The sequence below is a fragment of the Flavobacterium branchiarum genome (assembly GCF_030409845.1).
In the GTDB taxonomy this organism is placed as follows: domain Bacteria; phylum Bacteroidota; class Bacteroidia; order Flavobacteriales; family Flavobacteriaceae; genus Flavobacterium; species Flavobacterium branchiarum.
This window is the reverse complement of record NZ_JAUFQQ010000005.1, coordinates 36,660-58,168: the sequence shown is the minus strand read 5'-3', so window position 1 is coordinate 58,168 and position 21,509 is coordinate 36,660. Positions and strand designations below refer to the sequence as shown.

Annotated in this window: 23 protein-coding genes; 5 read left to right on the top strand and 18 right to left on the bottom strand. The window is 32.6% G+C overall.

Going from position 1 to position 21,509, the window contains the following annotated elements:
• Positions 1-632 precede the first annotated feature (632 nt).
• Positions 633-1,172, bottom strand: a complete 540-nt coding sequence (locus QWY99_RS12255) for an ExbD/TolR family protein (protein WP_290265680.1) — start codon at positions 1,170-1,172, stop codon at positions 633-635.
• A 318-nt stretch (positions 1,173-1,490) separates the two neighbouring features.
• Between QWY99_RS12255 and QWY99_RS12250 the strand changes: the two genes are divergently transcribed.
• On the top strand, positions 1,491-1,691 hold the full coding sequence (locus QWY99_RS12250) for a hypothetical protein (protein WP_290265677.1): 201 nt from the start codon (positions 1,491-1,493) through the stop codon (positions 1,689-1,691).
• A 292-nt stretch (positions 1,692-1,983) separates the two neighbouring features.
• Here QWY99_RS12250 and QWY99_RS12245 read toward each other — a convergent pair whose 3' ends face one another.
• From QWY99_RS12245 to QWY99_RS12220, 6 genes are all read right to left on the bottom strand, one after another.
• Positions 1,984-2,403, bottom strand: coding sequence for an OsmC family protein (locus QWY99_RS12245; protein WP_290265676.1), 420 nt, complete (start codon positions 2,401-2,403; stop codon positions 1,984-1,986).
• Positions 2,404-2,592: 189 nt separating this feature from the next.
• On the bottom strand, positions 2,593-3,345 hold the full coding sequence (gene tpiA / locus QWY99_RS12240) for a triose-phosphate isomerase (protein WP_290265673.1): 753 nt from the start codon (positions 3,343-3,345) through the stop codon (positions 2,593-2,595).
• A gap of 41 nt (positions 3,346-3,386) precedes the next feature.
• Positions 3,387-3,881, bottom strand: a complete 495-nt coding sequence (locus QWY99_RS12235) for a TlpA family protein disulfide reductase (protein WP_290265670.1) — start codon at positions 3,879-3,881, stop codon at positions 3,387-3,389.
• A 434-nt stretch (positions 3,882-4,315) separates the two neighbouring features.
• Complete coding sequence (locus QWY99_RS12230) at positions 4,316-4,975, bottom strand: YqiA/YcfP family alpha/beta fold hydrolase (protein WP_290265667.1); 660 nt, start codon at positions 4,973-4,975, stop codon at positions 4,316-4,318.
• A gap of 110 nt (positions 4,976-5,085) precedes the next feature.
• The gene (locus QWY99_RS12225) at positions 5,086-6,186 is read right to left on the bottom strand and encodes a BT_3928 family protein (RefSeq protein ID WP_290265666.1); all 1,101 of its coding nucleotides are present in this window, start codon (positions 6,184-6,186) and stop codon (positions 5,086-5,088) included.
• A gap of 44 nt (positions 6,187-6,230) precedes the next feature.
• The gene (locus QWY99_RS12220; protein WP_230728627.1) at positions 6,231-6,779 is read right to left on the bottom strand and encodes a DUF1599 domain-containing protein; all 549 of its coding nucleotides are present in this window, start codon (positions 6,777-6,779) and stop codon (positions 6,231-6,233) included.
• A 149-nt stretch (positions 6,780-6,928) separates the two neighbouring features.
• Between QWY99_RS12220 and folP the strand changes: the two genes are divergently transcribed.
• Both folP and QWY99_RS12210 read left to right on the top strand, forming a co-directional pair.
• Entirely contained in the window at positions 6,929-7,753 is an 825-nt protein-coding gene (gene folP, locus QWY99_RS12215; protein ID WP_290265660.1) for a dihydropteroate synthase, read from the top strand.
• Positions 7,754-7,996: 243 nt separating this feature from the next.
• Positions 7,997-8,647, top strand: coding sequence for a hypothetical protein (locus tag QWY99_RS12210; protein ID WP_290265657.1), 651 nt, complete (start codon positions 7,997-7,999; stop codon positions 8,645-8,647).
• A gap of 21 nt (positions 8,648-8,668) precedes the next feature.
• Here QWY99_RS12210 and rlmH read toward each other — a convergent pair whose 3' ends face one another.
• The 7 genes from rlmH to QWY99_RS12175 all read right to left on the bottom strand — a co-directional run bounded on the left by rlmH (position 8,669) and on the right by QWY99_RS12175 (position 13,538).
• Positions 8,669-9,142: a 23S rRNA (pseudouridine(1915)-N(3))-methyltransferase RlmH gene (gene rlmH / locus QWY99_RS12205; protein ID WP_129537943.1), complete on the bottom strand. Its 474-nt coding sequence runs from the start codon at positions 9,140-9,142 to the stop codon at positions 8,669-8,671.
• 9 nt (positions 9,143-9,151) lie between these two features.
• Positions 9,152-9,454 carry an antibiotic biosynthesis monooxygenase family protein gene (locus tag QWY99_RS12200; RefSeq protein ID WP_290265654.1) on the bottom strand — a complete coding sequence of 101 codons (303 nt, stop codon included), beginning with the start codon at positions 9,452-9,454 and terminating at the stop codon, positions 9,152-9,154.
• A 3-nt stretch (positions 9,455-9,457) separates the two neighbouring features.
• Positions 9,458-10,876, bottom strand: coding sequence for an amidohydrolase family protein (locus QWY99_RS12195; RefSeq protein ID WP_290265651.1), 1,419 nt, complete (start codon positions 10,874-10,876; stop codon positions 9,458-9,460).
• Positions 10,877-11,073: 197 nt separating this feature from the next.
• Positions 11,074-11,358: a GNAT family N-acetyltransferase gene (locus QWY99_RS12190; protein ID WP_290265649.1), complete on the bottom strand. Its 285-nt coding sequence runs from the start codon at positions 11,356-11,358 to the stop codon at positions 11,074-11,076.
• Positions 11,359-11,363: 5 nt separating this feature from the next.
• A complete protein-coding gene (locus tag QWY99_RS12185; RefSeq protein ID WP_290265647.1) occupies positions 11,364-11,759 on the bottom strand; it encodes an OsmC family protein in 396 nt (131 codons plus the stop codon).
• Between the two features lie 3 nt (positions 11,760-11,762).
• Complete coding sequence (locus tag QWY99_RS12180; protein WP_290265645.1) at positions 11,763-12,644, bottom strand: pirin family protein; 882 nt, start codon at positions 12,642-12,644, stop codon at positions 11,763-11,765.
• 15 nt (positions 12,645-12,659) lie between these two features.
• Positions 12,660-13,538 (bottom strand): pirin family protein, encoded by an 879-nt coding sequence (locus tag QWY99_RS12175; protein WP_290265643.1) that lies wholly within the window; start codon positions 13,536-13,538, stop codon positions 12,660-12,662.
• Positions 13,539-13,892: 354 nt separating this feature from the next.
• Here QWY99_RS12175 and QWY99_RS12170 point away from each other — a divergent pair, with 354 nt between their 5' ends.
• Together QWY99_RS12170 and QWY99_RS12165 are read left to right on the top strand one after the other, a co-directional pair.
• Positions 13,893-14,996 (top strand): RHS repeat domain-containing protein, encoded by a 1,104-nt coding sequence (locus tag QWY99_RS12170; RefSeq protein WP_290265641.1) that lies wholly within the window; start codon positions 13,893-13,895, stop codon positions 14,994-14,996.
• Between the two features lie 315 nt (positions 14,997-15,311).
• Positions 15,312-16,091 carry an RHS repeat-associated core domain-containing protein gene (locus QWY99_RS12165; RefSeq protein WP_290265639.1) on the top strand — a complete coding sequence of 260 codons (780 nt, stop codon included), beginning with the start codon at positions 15,312-15,314 and terminating at the stop codon, positions 16,089-16,091.
• Between the two features lie 744 nt (positions 16,092-16,835).
• Here the strand turns inward: QWY99_RS12165 and QWY99_RS12160 are convergent.
• The 4 genes from QWY99_RS12160 to QWY99_RS12145 are packed head-to-tail and all read right to left on the bottom strand — an operon-like array spanning position 16,836 to position 21,506.
• Positions 16,836-17,591: a YwqG family protein gene (locus QWY99_RS12160; protein ID WP_290265637.1), complete on the bottom strand. Its 756-nt coding sequence runs from the start codon at positions 17,589-17,591 to the stop codon at positions 16,836-16,838.
• 21 nt (positions 17,592-17,612) lie between these two features.
• Positions 17,613-19,628, bottom strand: a complete 2,016-nt coding sequence (locus tag QWY99_RS12155) for a heavy metal translocating P-type ATPase (protein WP_290265635.1) — start codon at positions 19,626-19,628, stop codon at positions 17,613-17,615.
• Positions 19,625-20,242 carry a class I SAM-dependent methyltransferase gene (locus tag QWY99_RS12150; RefSeq protein ID WP_290265633.1) on the bottom strand — a complete coding sequence of 206 codons (618 nt, stop codon included), beginning with the start codon at positions 20,240-20,242 and terminating at the stop codon, positions 19,625-19,627. The genes QWY99_RS12155 and QWY99_RS12150 overlap by 4 nt, the downstream gene beginning before the upstream one ends.
• A gap of 10 nt (positions 20,243-20,252) precedes the next feature.
• Positions 20,253-21,506: an efflux RND transporter periplasmic adaptor subunit gene (locus QWY99_RS12145; protein ID WP_290265631.1), complete on the bottom strand. Its 1,254-nt coding sequence runs from the start codon at positions 21,504-21,506 to the stop codon at positions 20,253-20,255.
• Positions 21,507-21,509: the final 3 nt, after the last annotated feature.

The following is a 21,509-nucleotide window of genomic DNA, read 5'->3' as shown; positions in this document are numbered from 1 at the left end:
ACAATACAGCTTTTTTATAGAATCTGAATTACCCACAATCTTGTCTTTCTGAGGCACGAAGAATCTCCACAAGTAGCTAACATAAAACAGTTTTTTCATGGAATTTTGCATTATCTCCTCAATCTTGTCCTTCTAAGCTACGAAGACCCGAGTAATAGCAAATAAATGAAGTAATATTATAAAGAGGCTAATACAAAAAGGACTTCAAAAGAATCATTCATTACTCCAGTCTTAATTCTCTAAAGGCTCGTCTTATCTCAAACTTCCGTCTGTGGAACAAAAACCGAGCGATAGTGAATAGACAAAGTAATCGCATCTAAATAGCTCGACAATCTCGGAATACTTTGCGTTAGTTTCTTGCGGAGATTCTTCGTTCCTCAGAAAGACAATATTGTGGTTAAAAAGAATTCGAACAAAAAAAGTTCTTGCTACTCCACAGGTTTTCGTATTGATACCTGAAAACTGCGACTGTTTCATGTTGTCACGCTGAGCGGAGTCGAAGCGTATTTAAAGTTTTATACTGTGACTGACAACTACGACTGTAAACTGCAACTTTCATGCTGTTTCAAGTTCTGTACTGAGACTGTAAACTGTAAACTGCGACTGAGAACTGCAAACTACAAACTGCTCTTTTATCTAGATGCTAATAATTTTGATTCCTCGGGTGTAAAATCATTTACAATTGTATAATTCTGAATTTTGGCAATTGCCATTTCATCAAGAATATCAACCAGATTTTTATAGTTGGATTTTTTACTGGGTTTTATGATAACAATGGCTCCGTTTTTAGGTCTTCCCATTTGTGCGGAATATTCTAGAATAGATTTATTCTTGTAGTATAGTTCTTTGCGAATTCCATCTTTCCCATATTTAATTTGTTTAGGGCCATCTATTGGCCATTCTAAAAGACCGTAATAGGAAACAATTTGATCATTGTCATCAAGCAATATGGTTATAATACGAGTTTCATGTATTCCTCCACAACCATAATTTCTGTAATAGTTAGGATCTTTCTCAGGTAAACATAAACTCAATGTTTTAGGTTTGTCTAATTCGGTTGTGATCATGAAGAATGCAATCAGTAAAAATGAAACACTTACCATTGCAGTTAAATCTACTCTTGCTTTTAGTTTTTTACTTCTTACTTTCTTGTCTCTTTTGTAGATTTCCATAATTACAATAGTTTAGATGGTTAGTTTTGGTATTCCTTTTTTTTGGTTGTTATAAATATAATGTTTCTTAGTTAATGATTTTTTATTAATCCCTGCTTTTTAAGAGTTATTTTACTTTTATTGTCTTGAGAATAATTAGAAAAAACTAAGTCATTATTAAATATAAATTTTGAAGTTTCTTTTAAAGTAGTTCTTGATGGCTTCTAAATAATCAAATTCTTACATATTAATTGTTATTATGTAGAAAATTACACTATATTTACTTTTTTGATATAAGATACTTCGGTAGTTGTTAGGTAATTTTAAACAAATAAAGTAATGACGAATAATAGACAAAAAAAAGGTTATAATAGTTACAATCCTGTAATTATAAAAAAACTTGTAGAAAAATATGGTTTCTCTGTACAATTTATAGGACAGTCTTTGCGAGGGGAAAGAACAAGTGAGAGTAGTCTTAAAATTTGTGAAGATTATAAGCTAATAGAAGGTGAGGTAAATAAAATAATTGACAAATTATGATATGATAAACGCTTAGATGTATGGAAGAATTATTTTTCTTAATTTATTACAAATAGGATTAAATAGGTCTTTTGTTCAGGGAGCCATTGACGTGACTCTACTCAGCTAAAGTAGTAGAAAATAAAGTAAGGAGTTAATTGTTTACTTATTTGTAATAGAATAAAACCTTGTTTATGGGAGGTGAAAAAAAGAAGAATCTTGAGGATAAGAATCATAAAAAACCAGCAATTAATTATGCTGGTTTTGTTTTGTATACTTCGGTCTACAAACTATTTTTATCGGAAGATTTTTTTTATTTAAGTAGATTTACAGTTAAAGTGATGTTTGTATTTAATAACTTAGATATAGGACAAATTTCTTTGGCTTTTAAAGCTGTATTAGAAAACTCCTCTTCTGAAATATTTGGAACTTTTCCTTTAAGATCTAAATTTATCTGTGTTATTGTGCCATCTTCAAAAGTTACAGTAGCCTCTGTATGCAAATCTTCTGGCGTGTAACCTGCTTCTGATAGTAAAAAGCTTAATTGCATCGTAAAACAGCCAGAATGAGCTGCTGCGATCAATTCTTCAGGATTTGTTCCTACACCATTTTCAAAACGTGTCTTAAATGATAGTTGAGCATTATCTAAAGTAGTGCTCTGTGTACTAATAGTCCCTTTTCCTTCCATTCCGGTGCCTTTCCAGTTGGCATGTGCTTTTCTTGTAAATTTCATCTTTTTGAATTTAATAGGTTAATAACAATTAAATGAATTAGAATATGGTTATTGTTTTGAATTCCAATTAATTGTATTCTCAAATATAATGAAATTTTATCACGTAAATAATCCGAAAAAAAAAATGGTTTGAGAGAGACGCGGTTAAACGCGTCTCTCTCAAACCATTTTGTATGATATAAAGGAATTTTAGATTGCTGTTACAATAGCAGCAAAATCATCTGCTTTTAAGGCAGCTCCACCAATAAGACCACCGTCTACATCTGGTTTAGAGAAAATTTCTTTTGCATTTTCTGGTTTTACACTTCCTCCGTATAAAATAGAAACTTCTTCTGCGATTTCTTTTCCAAAAGCTTTACGTACAGTTTCTCTAATAAATTCGTGCATTTCTTGTGCTTGTTCAGGTGAAGCAGTTTCTCCTGTTCCGATAGCCCAAACTGGCTCGTAAGCAAGGATTACATTAGCCCAAGATTCCTTTTCTATTTGGAATAAACCATCCTTTAATTGATTTTCAACAATATTAAAATGGTTTCCTGTTTGACGATCTTTTAATTCTTCTCCAAAACAGAAAATAACCGTTAATTCATGTTTTAATGAAGTATCCACTTTGTTTGCAATAAGTGCATCTGTTTCTTTGAATATAGCTCTACGCTCAGAGTGTCCAAGAATTACATAGTCTACACCAACGCTTTTTATCATATCTGCAGAAACTTCTCCTGTAAAAGCACCACTTTCAGCTTGATGTACATTTTGTGCAGCAACCTCAATAGTTGTAAACTCTAAATGTGCAACCGCAGAAGCTAAGTTTACAAAAGTAGGAGCAACAATTACTTGAGTCTCACTTACAGTTGGTAATTTAGCAATTAACTCGTTTAATAAATCTTCAGTTTGTTCTGCGTTTTTATGCATTTTCCAGTTTCCTGCAACAATTTTCTTTCTCATCTCGGTTTGTTTTATTTTTATTTTTTTGAAATTTTATACTATTATTTTAAGCTTTGTAACGTTTGATTGATTTTTTCAAAGTCGGTTTCGATTGCACGATACAAAACAATTTCACCTTTTTTGTCTACAATGATGTATCTAGGAATCCAATCTAGATCCATAGCTTTTCCAAAAACACCTTTCATTCCATCATTCATCATATAATGATCTCCTTTTATGTCGTGTTTCTCAATTCCAGCTTTCCATTTTTCAGCTGTTTTATCAGCCGAAAGGAATAAGTAAGCTACATCTGGATTGTTTGCTTGTAATTCTTTTACTTTAGGCATTGCTTTGATACAATCTCCACACCAAGATGCCCAAACTTCGATTACCAAAGTTTTTCCTTTGTATTTTTTTAATATGTCTTTGAATGCAACTTGACTATTATCAGTAGCTAATAATTTTTCTGATAGGGCTTCTTTAGAGAAAGCAGTTTTTTGTGCATTTGTACAAGAAAACGTAGCAAAAGCAATAAACAATAGAACTATTTTTTTCATAGATGTATATTTTTTACCAAAGTTAAACAAACAAATCGAAACAGAAATAGAGATTAACAAAATTTGAAGGCGTCTTTGTTTTGTCACAAATTGAACAATTTTGGTTACAAAAAGCAAAATGAAATCGTAATAGTTGTGGGCTGGAATTGGTTTTACAGGCAAATAAGGAGCATCTGAGCTAAAATAATTTTTAAAAACAGATTCGATTTTCGTTTTAAAAAGAATTTTAAATGAAAAAAAACGTCAGGCTTATGTATAAAAAGGACTTAATGATTTCTGTCTCAGAATTGTTATTGAACACTTTATTTTAATCGAAATTTTGGTGTGAGAATATGTTTTACAAGATGAGTTATAAAGAGAAAACACCAGTTGAATTAGCTCCAACGGTGATTTCTAAGGCACTTAAATGGCTTACAATTTTTTGATTGCTGTATTTATTTATAATTGCCATTTGCCCATTTTTTACTAGGTACAATCCAATCGTCTAAGGCTTTGTATAAAAAGCCATGTTTCAGATTTGTATTTAATTCAATTTCTTTAAAATGATTGATTTTTAACTTCGAGGTTTCTTTTCTTTTTAGTGCCGAAACACCATAAATATCTGATTTTTCATAGATTGTTAAAATGTTTCCACAATAATTTAAATCAGGGATTTGTTCTATATCTGCATCTGTGAAACATCCAATGAATACAAAATTAACGTCGGGATTTGCTAAATAAGTAGAAATATATTGTGCGATATAACCTCCTTTAGAAGTACCTATTACTGTTATTTTATTAGGTTTAACGCCTTTTTTTATTAAAGAATTAATTTGCTTTACATTTTTTCTAACGAATTTATCGAAATCAGTTTTTGGGGTTCTAATTTCACTAAAAACAATAAAATTATCATCTTTAAACGATTTAATGATTTCATTGTATTCTGCTCTTCCATACTCAGGATGTTTAGCATTTAAATCATTTTCTTCAAGAAACTTATTATGTATAAAAAAAACATAGGCTTGTGTTGTGTCTTTTACTTTTGATTGTCCGAAACTAAAAGTGCTTAAAAGCATAAAGAATAAAATAAACGCAACGTTTTGGGGTTTGCTCATAATGTTAATTTTAAAGATGTACTTTCAAATGTACATAAAAAAAATGCATCAATAAACACTAATTTAGGCTCATTGATGCAAGTTTTTATTGCTTTAAAATTTAAAAATTTTTATAATTTTAAATCTTTAATATCATTGTAATGTACTTTTTGAGCAACAGTTCCATTGTTTAAGATTACAATACTAGGATTAGCTCTTTCGATTGTTTTAAGAGTAATTGCATCACAAAAGTAAAAATCAACATTTAGTTTATATTGTTTTTTTGCTGCAGCAATTTCATCCTGTCCCGAAGCTGTCATACCAATTACTTTGTATCCTTTTGCTTTAGCTTCTTCATTTAATTTCTCTAATTTTTCCATACCAGCTGGCTCAGAAAGAGTTAAATCATAAGTAACAAAAATCATTAGTTTTGGCTCTTTTAAGAATTGGTCTTTGTGGTCTACACCATCTTTTTCCATAGAGAAATCATGAATAGGAGGTACGTAACCTTCTGTGATTACTTTGTCTTTACGGTCTACAAAAGTTGCTCCTTCTGGAATATTCATTAGATCTTTCTCAGTATATTCTTTGTTTACACCATTAGCATTGTAAATAAAAATCATTTCAACTACTGATTGTGGTGCTCCTTCAGGAATCTCCATTCCTTTTTCGATGTTTGAACCTACTTTATAGGGACGGAAATCTTTTATTGGTAAATGTTTCAATACCCAAATTCCCATAAAAATGCACAAAAAGATACTTACGTAAGTAATCATATTTTGAACTCTGTTACTGAATAAAGGCTTAACTAATTCTTTATTAATGAATAATATTAAAATGAAGAATAGTAAAACGATATCTTTCGTAAATGATTGCCAAGGTGTTAAATGCAAAGCATCACCAAAACAGCCACAATCTTTTACTACATCAAAATAGGCTGAGTAAAAAGTAAGGAAAGTAAAAAGGATTATAAGGATTAATAAGCTCCAAATTGTTGTTTTAGATTTGTAACCAATAAGCAACATCACTCCTAAAATAACTTCTAGAATTACTAAAAACAAGGCTAATCCAAGTGATAATGGTTCTAAGAAAGGCATGTTGAAAACTGGTTCGCTAAAGTATTCTGCTAATTTATAAGAGAATCCAACAGGATCATTTAGTTTTATTAATCCAGAAATAATAAATAATACTCCAACAAATATTCTTGAGAATTGTGTAATTATATTTTTCATGTAGGTTTTAAGTTTAAGTTTTTTTGAAGGTTACAAAATAGGAATTATTTTTTTGTTTCCAAAGGATCTAATATCAATGCAAAAACAGCGTAGTTAATCATATCCTGATAATTAGCATCAATTCCTTCTGATACTAAAGTTTTTCCTTTATTATCTTCTATTTGTTTAACACGAAGTAATTTTTGAAGAATAATATCAGTTAAAGAGCTTACGCGCATATCACGCCATGCTTCACCGTAATCATGGTTTTTTGCAAGCATCAATTCTTTAGTAATTTTTACTTTAGCATCGTATAATTCAGTTGCTTTTTCTACATCTAAATCAGGTTGATCTGCAACACCTAACTCCAATTGAATTAATGCCATTACAGAATAGTTGATGATTCCTATGAATTCTCCTTTTTCATCTTCGTCAACTTTACGAATTTCATTTTCTTGCAAGCTTCTAATTCGTTGCGCTTTTATAAAGATTTGGTCTGTTAATGAAGGCAACCTTAATATGCGCCACGCACTACCATAGTCTTTCATTTTATTGATAAAAAGGGAACGACAAATCGCAATTACATTATCGTATTCTTGTGGAGTATTCTTCATTATTGATGTATATTTGTCTAAATTTCTTCAAAAATAAGGATAAAATTTTTAAAAGTTTTGTTTCAAGTTTCAAGTTTTGTTTGTTTCAGGTTAAAATCTGTTAGAAAACGTTTTGCAACTTGAAGCTTTAGACTAAAAAACATAAAACTATGTTGATTAACTGCAAAGGACAACTCATTGATTTGTCAGTTCCTAAGGTAATGGGAATTTTAAATGTAACACCAAACTCTTTTTTTGATGGTGGAAAATACAATAGCAATCAAGCAATACTATCTCAAGTAGAAAAAATGCTTTCTGATGGGGCTACATTTATCGATCTTGGCGCATATTCGAGTAAGCCAAGTGCCGAGTTTGTTTCGGAAGAAGAAGAATTAGACCGAATTGTTCCTGTTGTAAAATTGATTTTAAGTCATTTTCCAGACGCATTACTTTCAATAGATACTTTTAGAAGTGAAGTTGCAAAAGCGTGTATTGAAAATGGAGCTGCTATTATCAATGATATTTCTGGAGGTAATCTAGACGATAAAATGTTTGAGGTTATTGCCAAATACAATGTTCCGTATATCTTGATGCATATGCGAGGTACACCACAAACGATGCAAAGCCTTACTGAATATGATGATATTGTAAAAGATATGCTTTTTTATTTTTCAGAAAAAGTAGCTCAAGCTCGTAATTTAGGCATAAACGATATCATATTAGATCCTGGTTTTGGTTTCTCTAAAACACTGGATCAGAATTATGAAGTTTTGCAAAAAATGGAATTGTTTAATCTGTTAGAATTGCCTGTTTTAGCTGGGTTTTCTAGAAAATCAATGATATACAAAGAATTAAATACAAGCCAGCAAGAAGCATTAAACGGAACAACGGTATTAAACACTATTTCTTTGACAAAAGGAGCAAAAATCCTGCGCGTTCATGATGTGAAAGAAGCAATGGAATGTGTTACTTTGTATAATAAGATAGCCGTTTAACTCATTTGGTGCAATTACTTCTTCAATTTGATTCGCTCGGGGCGTAAAAAAGCATTTAACACATAGACACATAGTTTTGATAGAAATCGGAATTGAAGTGATAATCTAAGATGATTTAAGAAAAATATTTTTTTCGCATAGTCTTGCGTTATTTATCTATAAGTTAATTTTCTTAAGCTATCTGAATTGTAAATAGATGTGGTGAAAATTTTGCTAATGAATTAATATAATAGAATTTAAAATATGAAATACTTAAGTTTAATTTTCGTTTTTGTTCTTTTTTCTTGTGGAAAAAAGGAAGATGTTTTACTACCAAAAGCAAATCTATCTGTTGTAAAAGAGGTGTTAGATCATTCACCTATTTATATCTTTTTTAGAACAGAAGGCAAAGACACTTTGGCAGAAGTAAATAGAAAAAACAGTATTATTTCGACTAATTGGCTTTTTAATATTGATAAGCGTTTGCCTCTAAGAATTGTGATTCCTGAAGTAATGAAACTTCAAGAGAAAAAGAGAGCAGATTCTGCTCATAAAAACGAAAACGCTCAAAATTATTATACTTACGCAGATACAATTGGTAAGAATATGGCGTTTTTGCCTTTTACAGATGTATATTATAAACTAGGTGAAGCTAGTAAGAATGTAAGCCAATTGTATTTTAAGAAAAACGGAAAAATTGAATATAAAGGAAAAAAGACTTATGATTTTCCGAAGGAAAACCTGAAGCCTTTTTTAGATAGTTTGATTATAAATCCAAAAGCACAAATTACATTTTCATATGATAAGAATATGACTTACGAAGAATATGTTCAATGTAAAATTCTTATCAATAAGTTAGAAATGAAGCAACCTGAATTAGTGTTTATAAATTATAAAGAAGATATTATTTATTAGTAAGCAATAACTAGAAACTCCTTATTGATGATGGTAAGGCTCGTTTCTTAAAATTGTAAAACCACGATACAGTTGTTCAATAAAAAACAAACGCACCATTTGATGGGAAAATGTCATTAATGAAAGTGAAATTTTCCCTTGTGCTTTGCTATAAACAGTATCCGAAAATCCATAAGGTCCACCAATTACAAAAACAAGTGTTTTAATACCCGAGTTCATTTTCTTTTGTAATTCTTCTGAAAAACCTACGCTTGAGAAGTTTTTACCGTTTTCATCCAATAAAATTAATTGATCTGTTGGCGCTAATTTTGCCAAAATCAATTCCCCTTCTTTTTCTTTTTGCTGACTCTCAGATAAGTTTTTTACATTTTTGATATCTGGAATAATTTCCAAATCAAATTTGATGTAAAAAGACAACCGTTTGGTATAATCATCAATTAAAGTTTGTAGCGATTTATTATCGGTTTTACCAATCGCAATAAGTTTTATATTCATTTTCGAATATTATTTTTTGTTTTCAAAAACCGTTTCAAAATGTTCTACAATAGGAAACGGTTCATAATAATGGTGCAATAATTTCTTCCATTCTAGATATGCTGCTGATTCTCTAAAACCAATTGTATGATCTTCGAGATTTCTCCAATTCACCAATAAAAGATATTTGTTAGGTTGTTCTATGCATTTTTGCAACGTATGTCCTATATACCCATCAATAGATGAAATATACTGACCTGCTTTGGCAAAATCACACTCAAAATCTTTTTCCTGATTTTCTTTTACAAATAAGAAGGCAGCCTCTAGAATCATATTTTATTTATCTGAAAATTTGGCTTCAAAAGTCTTGAATCTTTCATCAAGGTCTTTTCGCAATTGCTTTTTAACGGCATCTTCCTGAATAAAGCTATAATCGATACTGTTGTAAACGTATTGTTTAATCGTTGCATAAGAAACATCCTGATATCTGCTGGCTAATAAAACGTATTGCTCAGTCATATTCGTTCTTAAGATCCCTGCATCATCTGTACTAATAACAATTGGAACATTAAATTCTTTGTATAAAGTAAATGGATGGCGCGCATTTTTAACCTTTAGAATAAATTCATTACTTACTAAGTTGATTTCAATCGGAATGTTATTCTTTGCCATATGGCGCAATAAATCATACGAGTTCTCTTCGTAAGCGATATCTACCCCATGTCCGATTCTATTTGCTCCTGCAGTATGTATTGCAGCAGTAATATGCCATGTTAACTCTTCTGGCTGAACCAATCCTAATGTAAGCTCACCTGCGTGAAGTGTATATTTTACATCTGGAAAACGAGAATGGCAGTATTTAAACATAACCATGTGCAACCAATAATCTTTCATAGAGGTTTCGCCATGCTCTGGAGAAACAATGTTTACACCCGCTATCAATTTGCTTTCGTCAGCAGAAATAAAAGCAATTACAAGATTTTTGAATAAATCTACTGGCTCCATAAAACGTAACACAAAGTTTTGATAACGCATAGTGAAATTTGCATCATCGATTTTAAGGTCTTGGTGTAATTTAGCTATAAAGTTGGTGTTGAAATCGTCAGCATATTTATCAGCTTTTTTGTTCTGCAATGATTTGTAAAGAGTATTTAGCAATTTGAAAAGTGCTTTTTCATCTTTTTGAGCAGCAGCTTTTCTTAGTTTAGTATTAAAATCAGCTAAATCACCCACATTCATATCACATGGAATTGTGTTTAGTTGTGTTTCGATATAGCTTACATTTTCTTTTATCGCTCTGTTTTTAAGTTCTAACAAGCCTTCAGCAAAATGTCCGTCGATAGTTGGTGAGAATTTTTCGAAAGAGTCAAAAAATAAATCATCAGAAGGAACAGAAATACCATTATAGTCTTTTACAGACCACGCTTGCATGATTTGTTGTTTGTAATATTCTAATTTGTCTCTTTTATTAATTGAAGAAAAAGTCTCCCAATTTCCTTTTTCAGGTTTGGTTTTTAAAACTTGCATTGTTTCTAAATTTAAATAGAAATCTTCTGCAATGGCTCTTTCTAGTAAAGGTTCGGCATAGATAGAACCTGAGAAATGATGATGTAAATCACCGCCTTTTGGCATCTGAGAAAAGAAAGCAGTTAAGGCCGCTTCGTTGTTTCTAATTTTATCTAAGTAGGTTGCTGTTGATTGAGAAAAGCCAATCTGAGCTATAAGAAAACAGAAAATTGTAATTATCCTTGTCATAGTCTAGGTTTAAATTACATGCAAATGTAATTCTTTTGGCGGACTTTTGGAAATAAGGATAAAAAAAAGTAGGAATGGGCTGGTTTTAGAAAGAGAGCATCGAAGATACTCTCTTTCTAGAGACGCACTGAAGTGCGTCTCTACCCAGTGCGTCCTTACCTTGAAAACTTAGAGACTTAGTGCCTCAGTGTCTTTAATTAATGAAATAACACATCTCTTATTTCTTCTGTCTTATCAAAAACGCTTTTCGCAAATGGACATAGCGGAATAATCTTTAGATTATTTTCTCGTGCATAGGCTACTGCAGACATAACTAGTTTTTTTCCAACGCCTTTACCATTAAAGTCTGCATTAACTTCGGTGTGGTCGATTATAAATTTGGTGTCTCCAGCCCAAGTATAGGTCATTAATCCAGCTTCTTTTCCGTCTTCTACTGCTTTATAATATCCTTTTCTGTCTTCGTTTATTTGTTCTATTTCCATGATGTTTAGTCTAAAGTGGTTTGTATTTGTATCGTATTTGTAAGTGTTTTGTGTATCGGACAGCTATTGGCAATTTTTAAAAGCCTTTGTTTTTTGGCTTCATCAACATTTCCTGTTATTTCGATTTTACGTGTCAATAAGGAAACATTTTGTTCTGCGTTTTTCTCAAAATCTACTGCGATATTGATTTCTGATACATCCCATTGTTTGTGGTCAATGTACATGCGTAATGTGATTAACGTACAGGATGCCAATGCAGATGCTAATAATTCAGAAGGGGAGAAGCCTAAATTTTTTCCTCCAACTTCTTGGGGTTCATCCGCGATAACAATATTACCGCTAGCCGATTTTATTTCCGTCCGATATTTTCTGGTGTCAATACTTGCTGTGATTGTGTTCATAAGTTATCTCATTTTAGGTTCAGGTAATGGAACAAATTCGGTCTCTCCAGGAACTTTAGGAAAAGTTTGTGCAGTCCAGTCTTTTTTTGCTTTTTCGATTAGTTCTTTATCAGATGAAACAAAATTCCAAAAAATGAAATGTTCTTCTGGAAATGGAGTTCCTCCAAATATATAAACGGTTGTATTAGCTGCTATTTCAAATTCACATAATGTGCTGTCGTTTGCAATCAGTATTTGTTTAGAATCGTAAGTATGTCCTCCACTTTTGATGCTTCCCTCTAGAATATACAGGCCACTTTCGCCAAACAAATCTTTTCCAATACTTATTGTTTGTGCTGTGGTACTTTTGATTTCAATAAAATATAACGGACTGTAAACTGGAACTGGTGATTGTTTGCCAAAAGCTTCTCCAGCAATCAGCTTGTATGATACACCATCTTTTTCCCAAGCGGGAATATCATTGGCTTCAACATGTACAAAACTAGGTTCCATTTGCTCCAATTCTTTTGGTAACGCAACCCAAATTTGCAATCCATGAAGCATTTTGTCCGTTTTACGCAAATACTCAGGAGTTCGCTCAGAATGTACAATTCCTTTTCCAGCAGTCATCCAGTTTACTGCTCCGGGTTTAATCTCCATTTCGGTTCCCAGACTGTCTTTGTGCATGATACTTCCTTCAAACAAAAAGGTAAGAGTCGATAATCCAATGTGCGGATGTGGCGGAACGTCCATATTTTCATGGTCACTTAAATGTGCAGGTCCCATGTGATCTATAAATACAAATGGACCAACGGCTCTTTTTTCCCGAAAGGGCAATAATCTACCCACCATGAAATTACCAATGTTGGCAGCGCGTTCTTCAATAATTAGATTTACGTTTGACATATTATATTTTTAAAATTAATCTTCTAGAACTCCAAATTTACCATTATTGTAATCATTTACAGCCTGAATTAATTCTTCTTGTGTATTCATTACAAAAGGGCCATGAGTAGCAATTGGCTCATTAATTGGTTCACCGCTTAAAACCAATACAATACTGTTTTCTAAAGCTTCAATATTAAAATCTTCTCCTTCATTTTTGAATAAAACTAAATGGTCTGTTGGTACGTTTGTACTACCATTTATAGTAATACTTCCTTCTATTACCAATAAAGCAGTATTATAAGTAGCAGGGAAATTAAAAGTTGCTTTTCCGCCTTTATTTAATCGTGCATTAAGCAAATGCAAAGGAGTAAAGGTTGATGCTGTTCCTTTTACATCTTGATATTGTCCAGCGATAACTTCGATATGACCACCATTTTCAGGAAGCTCATATTTGCTAATTTCAGCATTGGTAATTCCTTGGTATTTTGGTTTTGACATTTTGTCTTTTGCAGGCAAGTTTACCCAAAGTTGTACCATTTGGAAATCACCTCCTGTTTTACTGAAATTTTCTTCGTGATATTCTTTATGTAAAACTCCCGATGCTGCTGTCATCCATTGTACGTCGCCTTCGCCAATTACTCCACCACCTCCGCTACTATCATGATGTGCCACTTTGCCTTTGTAAGCAATAGTAACAGTTTCGAAACCACGATGTGGGTGTACGCCAACTCCTTTTGGAGTATTTGTAGCCGGAAAATAGAATTTTGAATTATAATCGAGCATAATAAACGGACTCATGCGTTTCATGCTTAATTGTGGCACACTCGGAATAAAATTATGTACTCTAAATCCGTCACCAACAAAATGGGGCTGATTTGGAGCAACTACGATTTCTATATTTTTAGTTTTCATAATGGTTTGCTTTAATTGTTTGACAAAGTTACTCTCATTATGAAAAAATGTAACTTAATGTAGATTAAGAACTGAGTTACTATAAAAGTAAGAATTAATATTTAATTCTTTAAATGGTGTTTTTAATTGAAGTTATTGGGGGGGTGAGTGATGTAAATCTTTTAGGAATAGACAGCTTTGAGTTCACCAGCAAGATGTTCGCGCTAGCGTGGGGCCGTAAAAATCGGCGTTGCTTGAATCTATTTTTTGTGTTAAATTTATAATTTGACAGTATTAATATATTAAAAATAATCATATTGTAGGAATTAATCTAAATTAATTAGATTTTATACTATTTTAACCAAAATAAAATTTATGAAAACCCTTTATTTTTTAATACTTTTAGTCCTTAGTTTTAATGTAGCATCAGCTCAGGAAATTTTGTCAAAAGAAGAACAGGAAAGAAGAGCAAAAAATATTCTAGCAGGAAATCCATTTGCTAAATATGGCTCAAAAGCGCATGTTGCAACGTTGAGTAACGGAAAATATCTCGAAGTTCACGACCTAGATAGTATCGTCACTATTGGTAGAGTCCGCTGGCATGTAAAGAACCAACAAATTGTTGGACGCATAATTCATGACCCTACAGATCCTTATGCACAACCTATTGGTGATGCTGTAGGACGATGGATATCTCCAGACCCATTGGGTGAAAAAATGCCTAATTATGGTTCTTATGTTTATGCTTTCAATAATCCTATCAATTTTGTTGATCCAGATGGGAAATTTGCAGTTTCAGTGCATTATCAAATTACAGTTAACGCGATGATTACTATGGGTTATAGTGTAAAAGATGCAAGAAGAATTGCGCATCGAGCTAGTGTGTATGCAGATCATCCATCAGCAAATGTCTTAATGACTGATAATGTAGGTCATGGAACAAATCATAAATATAGAAAGGATATAGATTATTCTCCTACTGCACAATCCCAAAATGAGAAGAATAGTGTTTGGCATTCCATGATGTCTAATAAAGAGCAAAAAACTGGAATGACATATAGCGAAGCAAAACAAAGAGGGTTGTCATTTGGCTGGAATAATATATTCGAGCAACAAAACGGCTTAGATGAGGGTATTATGGGACAAGGATTGCATGCATTACAAGATGCGGAAGCACACGGGGGGGCAAGTACCAATGAGCATTTGGGATTGAATTTATCTTCAATGGGTATGCTTGCAAATGATATGTACGGAAGTAGAAGAAGTGCAAAATTAATTACAAAATCAGCTTTAGTAGTATTGAGTCTTTTTAATAAAGAAAATAAAGGATCTAATTTAAAAAACGGAATGGTCGTTAATTTCAATGGTATGAATAAAACACAATTTAATGAGACAAGTAAACTATTAAATGATAAAGGATTTGATTTAAAATCAACAGGAGAAATTGGTCACTATACACTTAATAAAAAATCTGAATGAAATTATTAATTAACTTTTTGTTAAAACTATCGTGTGTGTTTTTTGTTTTTGTTTGTTTTTTATGGTTAATTTATTACGGGAGTGGTCATAATATTTCAATTGAAACTAATAGGAAACTGATATTTTTGACAGTTTTAAATATATTTTTTATAATTATTTTTAAAATTATAAAAAAGCATAAATAAGTAATATTCTAGCTTTAGGAAGTTTTTTTCTGAGATAACGTCAGCTCTTTGAAGCTTATGTGCTTTGCAAACGCTATTATGGGCTAGCTATTTGGACATAATAGCAAGTAATTAAGTAAATTTCAATCCTTTGATAGAGGAAGTGCCTAATTATGGTTCGTATGTTTATGCTTTCAATAATCCTATCAATTTTGTTGATCCAACAGGTATGATTGCAGAACCCCCTACTGGTGTAGACGCAAATGATGGGGCTATTCATACAGATAGTAGTGGTAGTTGGAAATACAATAAAGCTACGACTACTTGGATGGGACAGAATGGAGCGAAAGATTTAGGTAATACTATTGCATTAAACAATGTTAATATTAAAGGATATAAAAGCAATTATGTTCCATCAGGAGCCTATGGTCCTGATAAAGACCCCACTCATGCTGCAATGGTTGCTGGAGTAGTCGCTTTACCAGTATTGGCTGTTTCAGGAAGTCTGGCGGCAGGAGGGGCTTATGCCGTTGCAGAAGTTGCATCAGCATTTTCTCAAATAACTCTGCGATCTGCAATAACTAATGTAGTCGGGAATGCAGGAGCTCAATATTTTTCAAATGGAAGAGAATTTGGGGAAATAAATTTATTTTCGGCTGGTAGTTCTATTGTTCCTGGATTTGCCCCTGTTATTTTTGGAGAAACATTTAGTTATACGCCTAATAATTTAATGGAAGGTGATGCACCTACAGTGCCAAAATCATTTAATAAATGGGCCGTTCAAGCAGGTACTTCGGTATTAAGTAATCGTTTTGGGAAGGCGACTGAAAACCATCTTTCAGGTTCAAGCTTTGGGGAAACAGTGGTCAAAGAATATTTTAAAGGAGTTATCGGAGTTGGGGCAAATTCGATTCCACAAGAAATAGAATAATTATGAAAGTTAAAACAAAAGCAATAATAATTCTAGGAGGGATGTTTTCTCTTCTTTTATTCGCATATATAAGAGCTTATAAGGTTGATAATGAATTAAAATAAAATGGAAAAATAACAATCACTAGGATTGATTCTATTTTTGTACCTCCTAAATGGTCTCCTACTATATACTTAACGTATTATATTGATAATAAGAAATATTTTGCTTCTAAAAGTGATGTAGAGTATAAAAGTTCTACAAACAACATTAGACGGTTCTATGAGATTAAATATTTGCCAAATTCACCTAGAATAGTGAGAGTGAATTTTTCAAAAGAAATCACCGATACAATAGCGATTTTAAATGCAGGATTTTCTAGAGAAGACATTAAGAATAGTAATTTAGGAATAGAATAACAATGTACTATTGCTTGGATATGTAGCCAACTGCTGCGCGGAATTCCCCCATTCCATCTAAGTATATTGAGAATATAATTAAATGAGAATTTCAAGATGATTGGGGAAAACAAGAATAATGAGAACTAATTTTTTTATAATTTTCATTATGTGTATTTTACTATCATTTACAAACTCTTGTAAAAATAAATGTGTTGTAAAAAACATAGAGGTTAGTGTATTGTTTATTAGTTGGTTGTGTTTAGTGAAAAAGGGTCTTTATTATGTATAGAGACCCTTTTTTAAAACAATAAAAAATCTTGAAGATTAAGAACTTTTTATAGAAAATTATAACTCTTATAAATAGCTAGCAACAATCCCAGTTAAAATAAGCTTTCTCAAAATTTTGATTAATTAAGTCTTCTTTATTGATGAAAAAATTTGCTACTCCGCTATCGCCAAACATTATTTCATCATCGGTATCAATTTGGAGTAACAAAATATCATTTTCGGTTGTAGTGTCATATTCACGTGGATCTGACTGTGTGAAATAAGCGTAACCTCCAATTTTATGTCCGCAGTTAGAGAACATTCCATCGACTTCATTTTTTTGAGATTCACCTAAAGTTTCTTCAAATTCCCAGTAATCTAATCCATCAAACGAATAATCAAACCTAAAATCTTGTGAGCCACCATATTCTATTTCTGTAGAAAATGTTAGACTATGTTCGCAATTAATAGGTGAATCTGAATATAAATCTTCGGTTAGAAAATCAAAATTTGTTTGATGATTTTCGATTTCTGGGTGATATAGTACTTTATAGTCGCTCATGTCATACCAGTCTTCGCCTGAAATATAAAATTGTAAAATACCTTGTTCAGGATAATTCTCTAATTTTGGAATTTCAGAAAAATTAAGTTGAGACATCAAAATCATTGGCTTCCCCATTTTATCTTTTGGGTATTCCATACCTACGGGTAAATAGGGTTTTCCTAAAAATTTACTTTGGGTCAGGTTTAATGTATCGCTATTTTTTATTGGCTTTGCTTGAATCTGAACGTAATCAAGTTTATATTTTAATAAATCGGTTTCAAATTTTTTTAAGTAGTCTGGAAAAGTCATTTTATTTATTTAAGGTTTGTTTTAAAACTTCATTCTCTGAATTCGTACTGCATTTAAAATAGCTAGTAAAGCAACTCCAACATCTGCAAAAACAGCCTCCCACATAGTAGCTAAACCTCCTGCACCAAGAATAAGAACAACAGCTTTTACAACAAAAGCCAAAGTGATGTTTTGCCAAACGATTTGTTTGGTTTTTTTACCAATGTTTATTGCAGTATATATTTTTGTTGGTTGGTCGTTCTGGATAACAATGTCAGCAGTTTCAATCGTAGCATCACTACCTAAACCTCCCATAGCGATTCCTGCATGCGCAAGAGCAACAACAGGAGCGTCATTTACACCATCGCCTACAAAGGCAATTTTTAAGTTTTTATCTTTTAAAGCAGTTACTTTTTCGACTTTGTTTTCAGGTAATAAATCTCCGTAGGCTTCATCGATATTTAGTTCTTTTGCCACAGCATTAACCACAGCCGTTTTATCTCCCGAAAGCATTACTGTTTTTACATTTATCGAGTGCAAGCTCTGAATGGCATGTTTAGCATCTTCCTTAATCTCATCAGCGATTAAAAAGTAACCAGCATATTTTTGATTTACAGCCACGACAATTATAGTAAACGGAGTATTGTCAATCTCGGTATCATAACTTATATTGAATTTCTTCAATAGTTTGGCATTACCAGCTAAGATCTCGTTTCCGTCAACATTTCCTTTTAAACCGTGACCCGCAATTTCTGTGACATCGCTAACCGTACTATTTTTTTCAGCACCATTGGCATATTCGATTATGGCAGTTCCTACAGGATGTGTTGATTTGGTTTCGAGTGCGGCGGTATATTTTACTAAATCGGCTTCTGAGATTCCTACTGCAACAACTTTTTGCACATTAAAAACACCTTTGGTTAAAGTTCCTGTTTTATCCATTACCACAACTTGAATAGCTGCCATAATATCTAAAAAGCTAGAGCCTTTAAATAATATTCCGTTTTTACTAGCTGCTCCAATTCCTCCAAAATAACCTAGTGGAATTGAAATAACCAACGCACAAGGGCAGGAAACAACCAAGAATACTAATGCTCGGTATAACCAATCTCTAAAGATATAATCGTCTACAATAAAATATGGTAGCAAGCAGATTGCAATAGCTGAATATACTACAAATGGGGTATAGATTTTAGCAAATTTTCTGATGAATAATTCGGTAGGGGCTTTTTTGGCAGTTGCATCCTGAACCATTTCCAGAATTTTAGATAATTTACTATCGGTGTATAAGGCAGTAACTCGTACTTCGGCAACAGAATTAAGATTTATCATACCAGCCAAAACGCTTTCGCCTTTACTCTTGGTATCAGGTTTACTTTCGCCAGTTAAAGCCGCGGTATTAAACGAAGCAGTATCGGAAAGTAATTCTCCATCCAAACCTAGTTTTTCACCGGGTTTAAGCTGTATAATAGCTCCAATTTGTACGCTTTCGGCCTTGATGATTTTCGGTTGGTTATTTTCTAAAATAGTAACCTCATCAGGGCGTTGGTCTAGAAGTGTTTTAATATTTGCTTTGGCTCTGGTAACTGCCAAGGTTTGAAAAGTTTCACCAATAGCATAAAACAACATTACAGCAACACCTTCGGGATATTCACCAATGGCAAAAGCTCCGATTGTAGCAATACTCATAAGTAGAAATTCAGAAAAGAAAGAACCTTTTCTGGCACTTTCTAAAGCTTCTTTAAGCACTGGGAAACCAACAGGTAAATAAGCAATTACGTACCATGCTATTCGTACCCAACCCGTAAACCAAGATTGAGGTTGGTAATTATCAAAAACAATCGCAATAATTAATAAAACAAGGCTAATTATAGCAGGAGCAAACATCTGGAAAACGGTTTGATCTCCTCCAGAATGATCGTGTCCGTCGTGGTCATCATGCGTTTCTGGCTCATCATCGCAACAACATGTAGATTTAGATTGTTTTGAATGAGATTTGGAAGGCGTTTTACAATCGATTGGGCTGTTGTTTTCGTCGGGGGTATGTTGATGTTTCATATTTGTCTTTTTCTAAATCCACAAAATTGAAAGTTTTGTGTTGTGTTAAACGGGGTAATATGATCTTCGGTGAAGCATTTTAGTGCTTCGAAATTTTCCTGAAAAGTAATTTTCATGTTCTCTTCAGAATATTGTTTGATGTCTAATCCGCTACATTTTAAAGGTCCATTTTCTGAAAAAGTACCTAGTAAAAAATGAGCATTAGTATGTATTGCATTTTCGGCAATCGAGACATATTTATTAATGCTCTCGTTAGTAGTCAAAAAATGAAAAACGGCTCTGTCATGCCAAAAATCAAATTTTACATCGGGAGTAAACGTTGTGATATCTGAGACAATCCAATGTACTAGGCTGGCTCTTTCACCTAAGCGATTTTTTGTTTTTTCTAAGGCTGTGGCTGAAATATCCAGCACCCAAATATTCACAAAACCTTTATCTAGCAAAGCATCAACTAGATTACTATCGCCACCACCAATATCAATGATATTGGCAGTTTTTGATAGTTTTAGGCTTTCTATATAATCGATGGCAGTTTTTGGGTATTCTTGTGTCCAACTTACTTCATTTGGAGTTTTTGTTGTGAATACATTTTCCCAATGCGATTTATTGCTCATATAAAAAATATTAATGTGTGTGTTCACCACCACCTTTTTGTGCGGCTAAGAGGTAAAAAGCACCTTGTGTCACAATTTGACTGTTTTCAGGGATTGAAGTTACAAATTTTATTTCGGTATATCCCATATCTGTTGTGCCAGGAATAACTTCTATAGCTTTAAAATGTATTTCTCCTTGTCCTTCTTCATGAGCACCTTCCGTTTCATTTCCATGATCATGTTTCTCTTCTTTTCCGTGATCGTGTTTCTCCTCTTTTTTAGGATGTGCATTTTCTTTTATGTAGATGAAAAATTTATCTCCATTTTTTACAATAGCCCCTTTTGGCAAAGCAGGAACAGTTGCTTTATCTAGGTTAATATTGGCAGAAACATACATTCCGGAGATTAGATCCTTGGCGTCATTTGGATTGATTTTGGCGTGTACAGCCACGGTTTTACTTTCGTTAGAGAATGATTTATTGATACCGAATATTTTTCCTTTTATCGATTTATTAGACTGATTGGTTAGTATAAAATCGACTTCTTGACCAATTGAAATTGATCCTAAATCTTTTTCATATACATTTAAATCCAAGTGCATTTGGCTATTATCAGAAACTTCAAATAAAGTAATACCAGTTTCTGCAAACGCTCCTTTGGCAATATTTATCTCTCCAACATAACCACTTATAGGCGATATAATCGGAATTAAAGCGCTGTTGCTAGACAAACTCACATTTAAGGCTTGTAATCTGTTTTTTGCTGCTTGCGCTCTAGCTCTTTCTACAGCTAGTTTCGCTTTTACTTCCTGAAATACTTTTCGAGGATTTACATTCTCATCAGCCAATGTTTTCTGACGATTGTATTCTAATTGCAAATATTCAAGGTTGGCAGTAGCCGATCTGTAATCTTCTAACATTCCTACAACTTCCAGATTCTGAATGGTTGCTAAAACCTTTCCTTTATTTACAAAAGTACCTTCTAGAACAAAGATGTCTTTGACAGTACCACCAAGTAATGTAGCAATTTTAGCCGCGTTTTGAGGTGGAACCGTTGTATATCCTGTAGCTTTGATAATCGTTTTTAGATTGCGATTTTCGACTTTACCAAATTGAATACCAACAGTTTTAAATTGGGCTTCGGTTAAGGCTACTTCAGTTTCTGACTTTTCTTCTTCATGCGTTTCTTCAGTCTTCTTTTCATTGCATGATGTTAAAGTCAATAGTAAAAAAGCAATTGGAAGCAGGAAAGAAAAACGATTTATTGTGTTTTTTATATTTTTCATTGT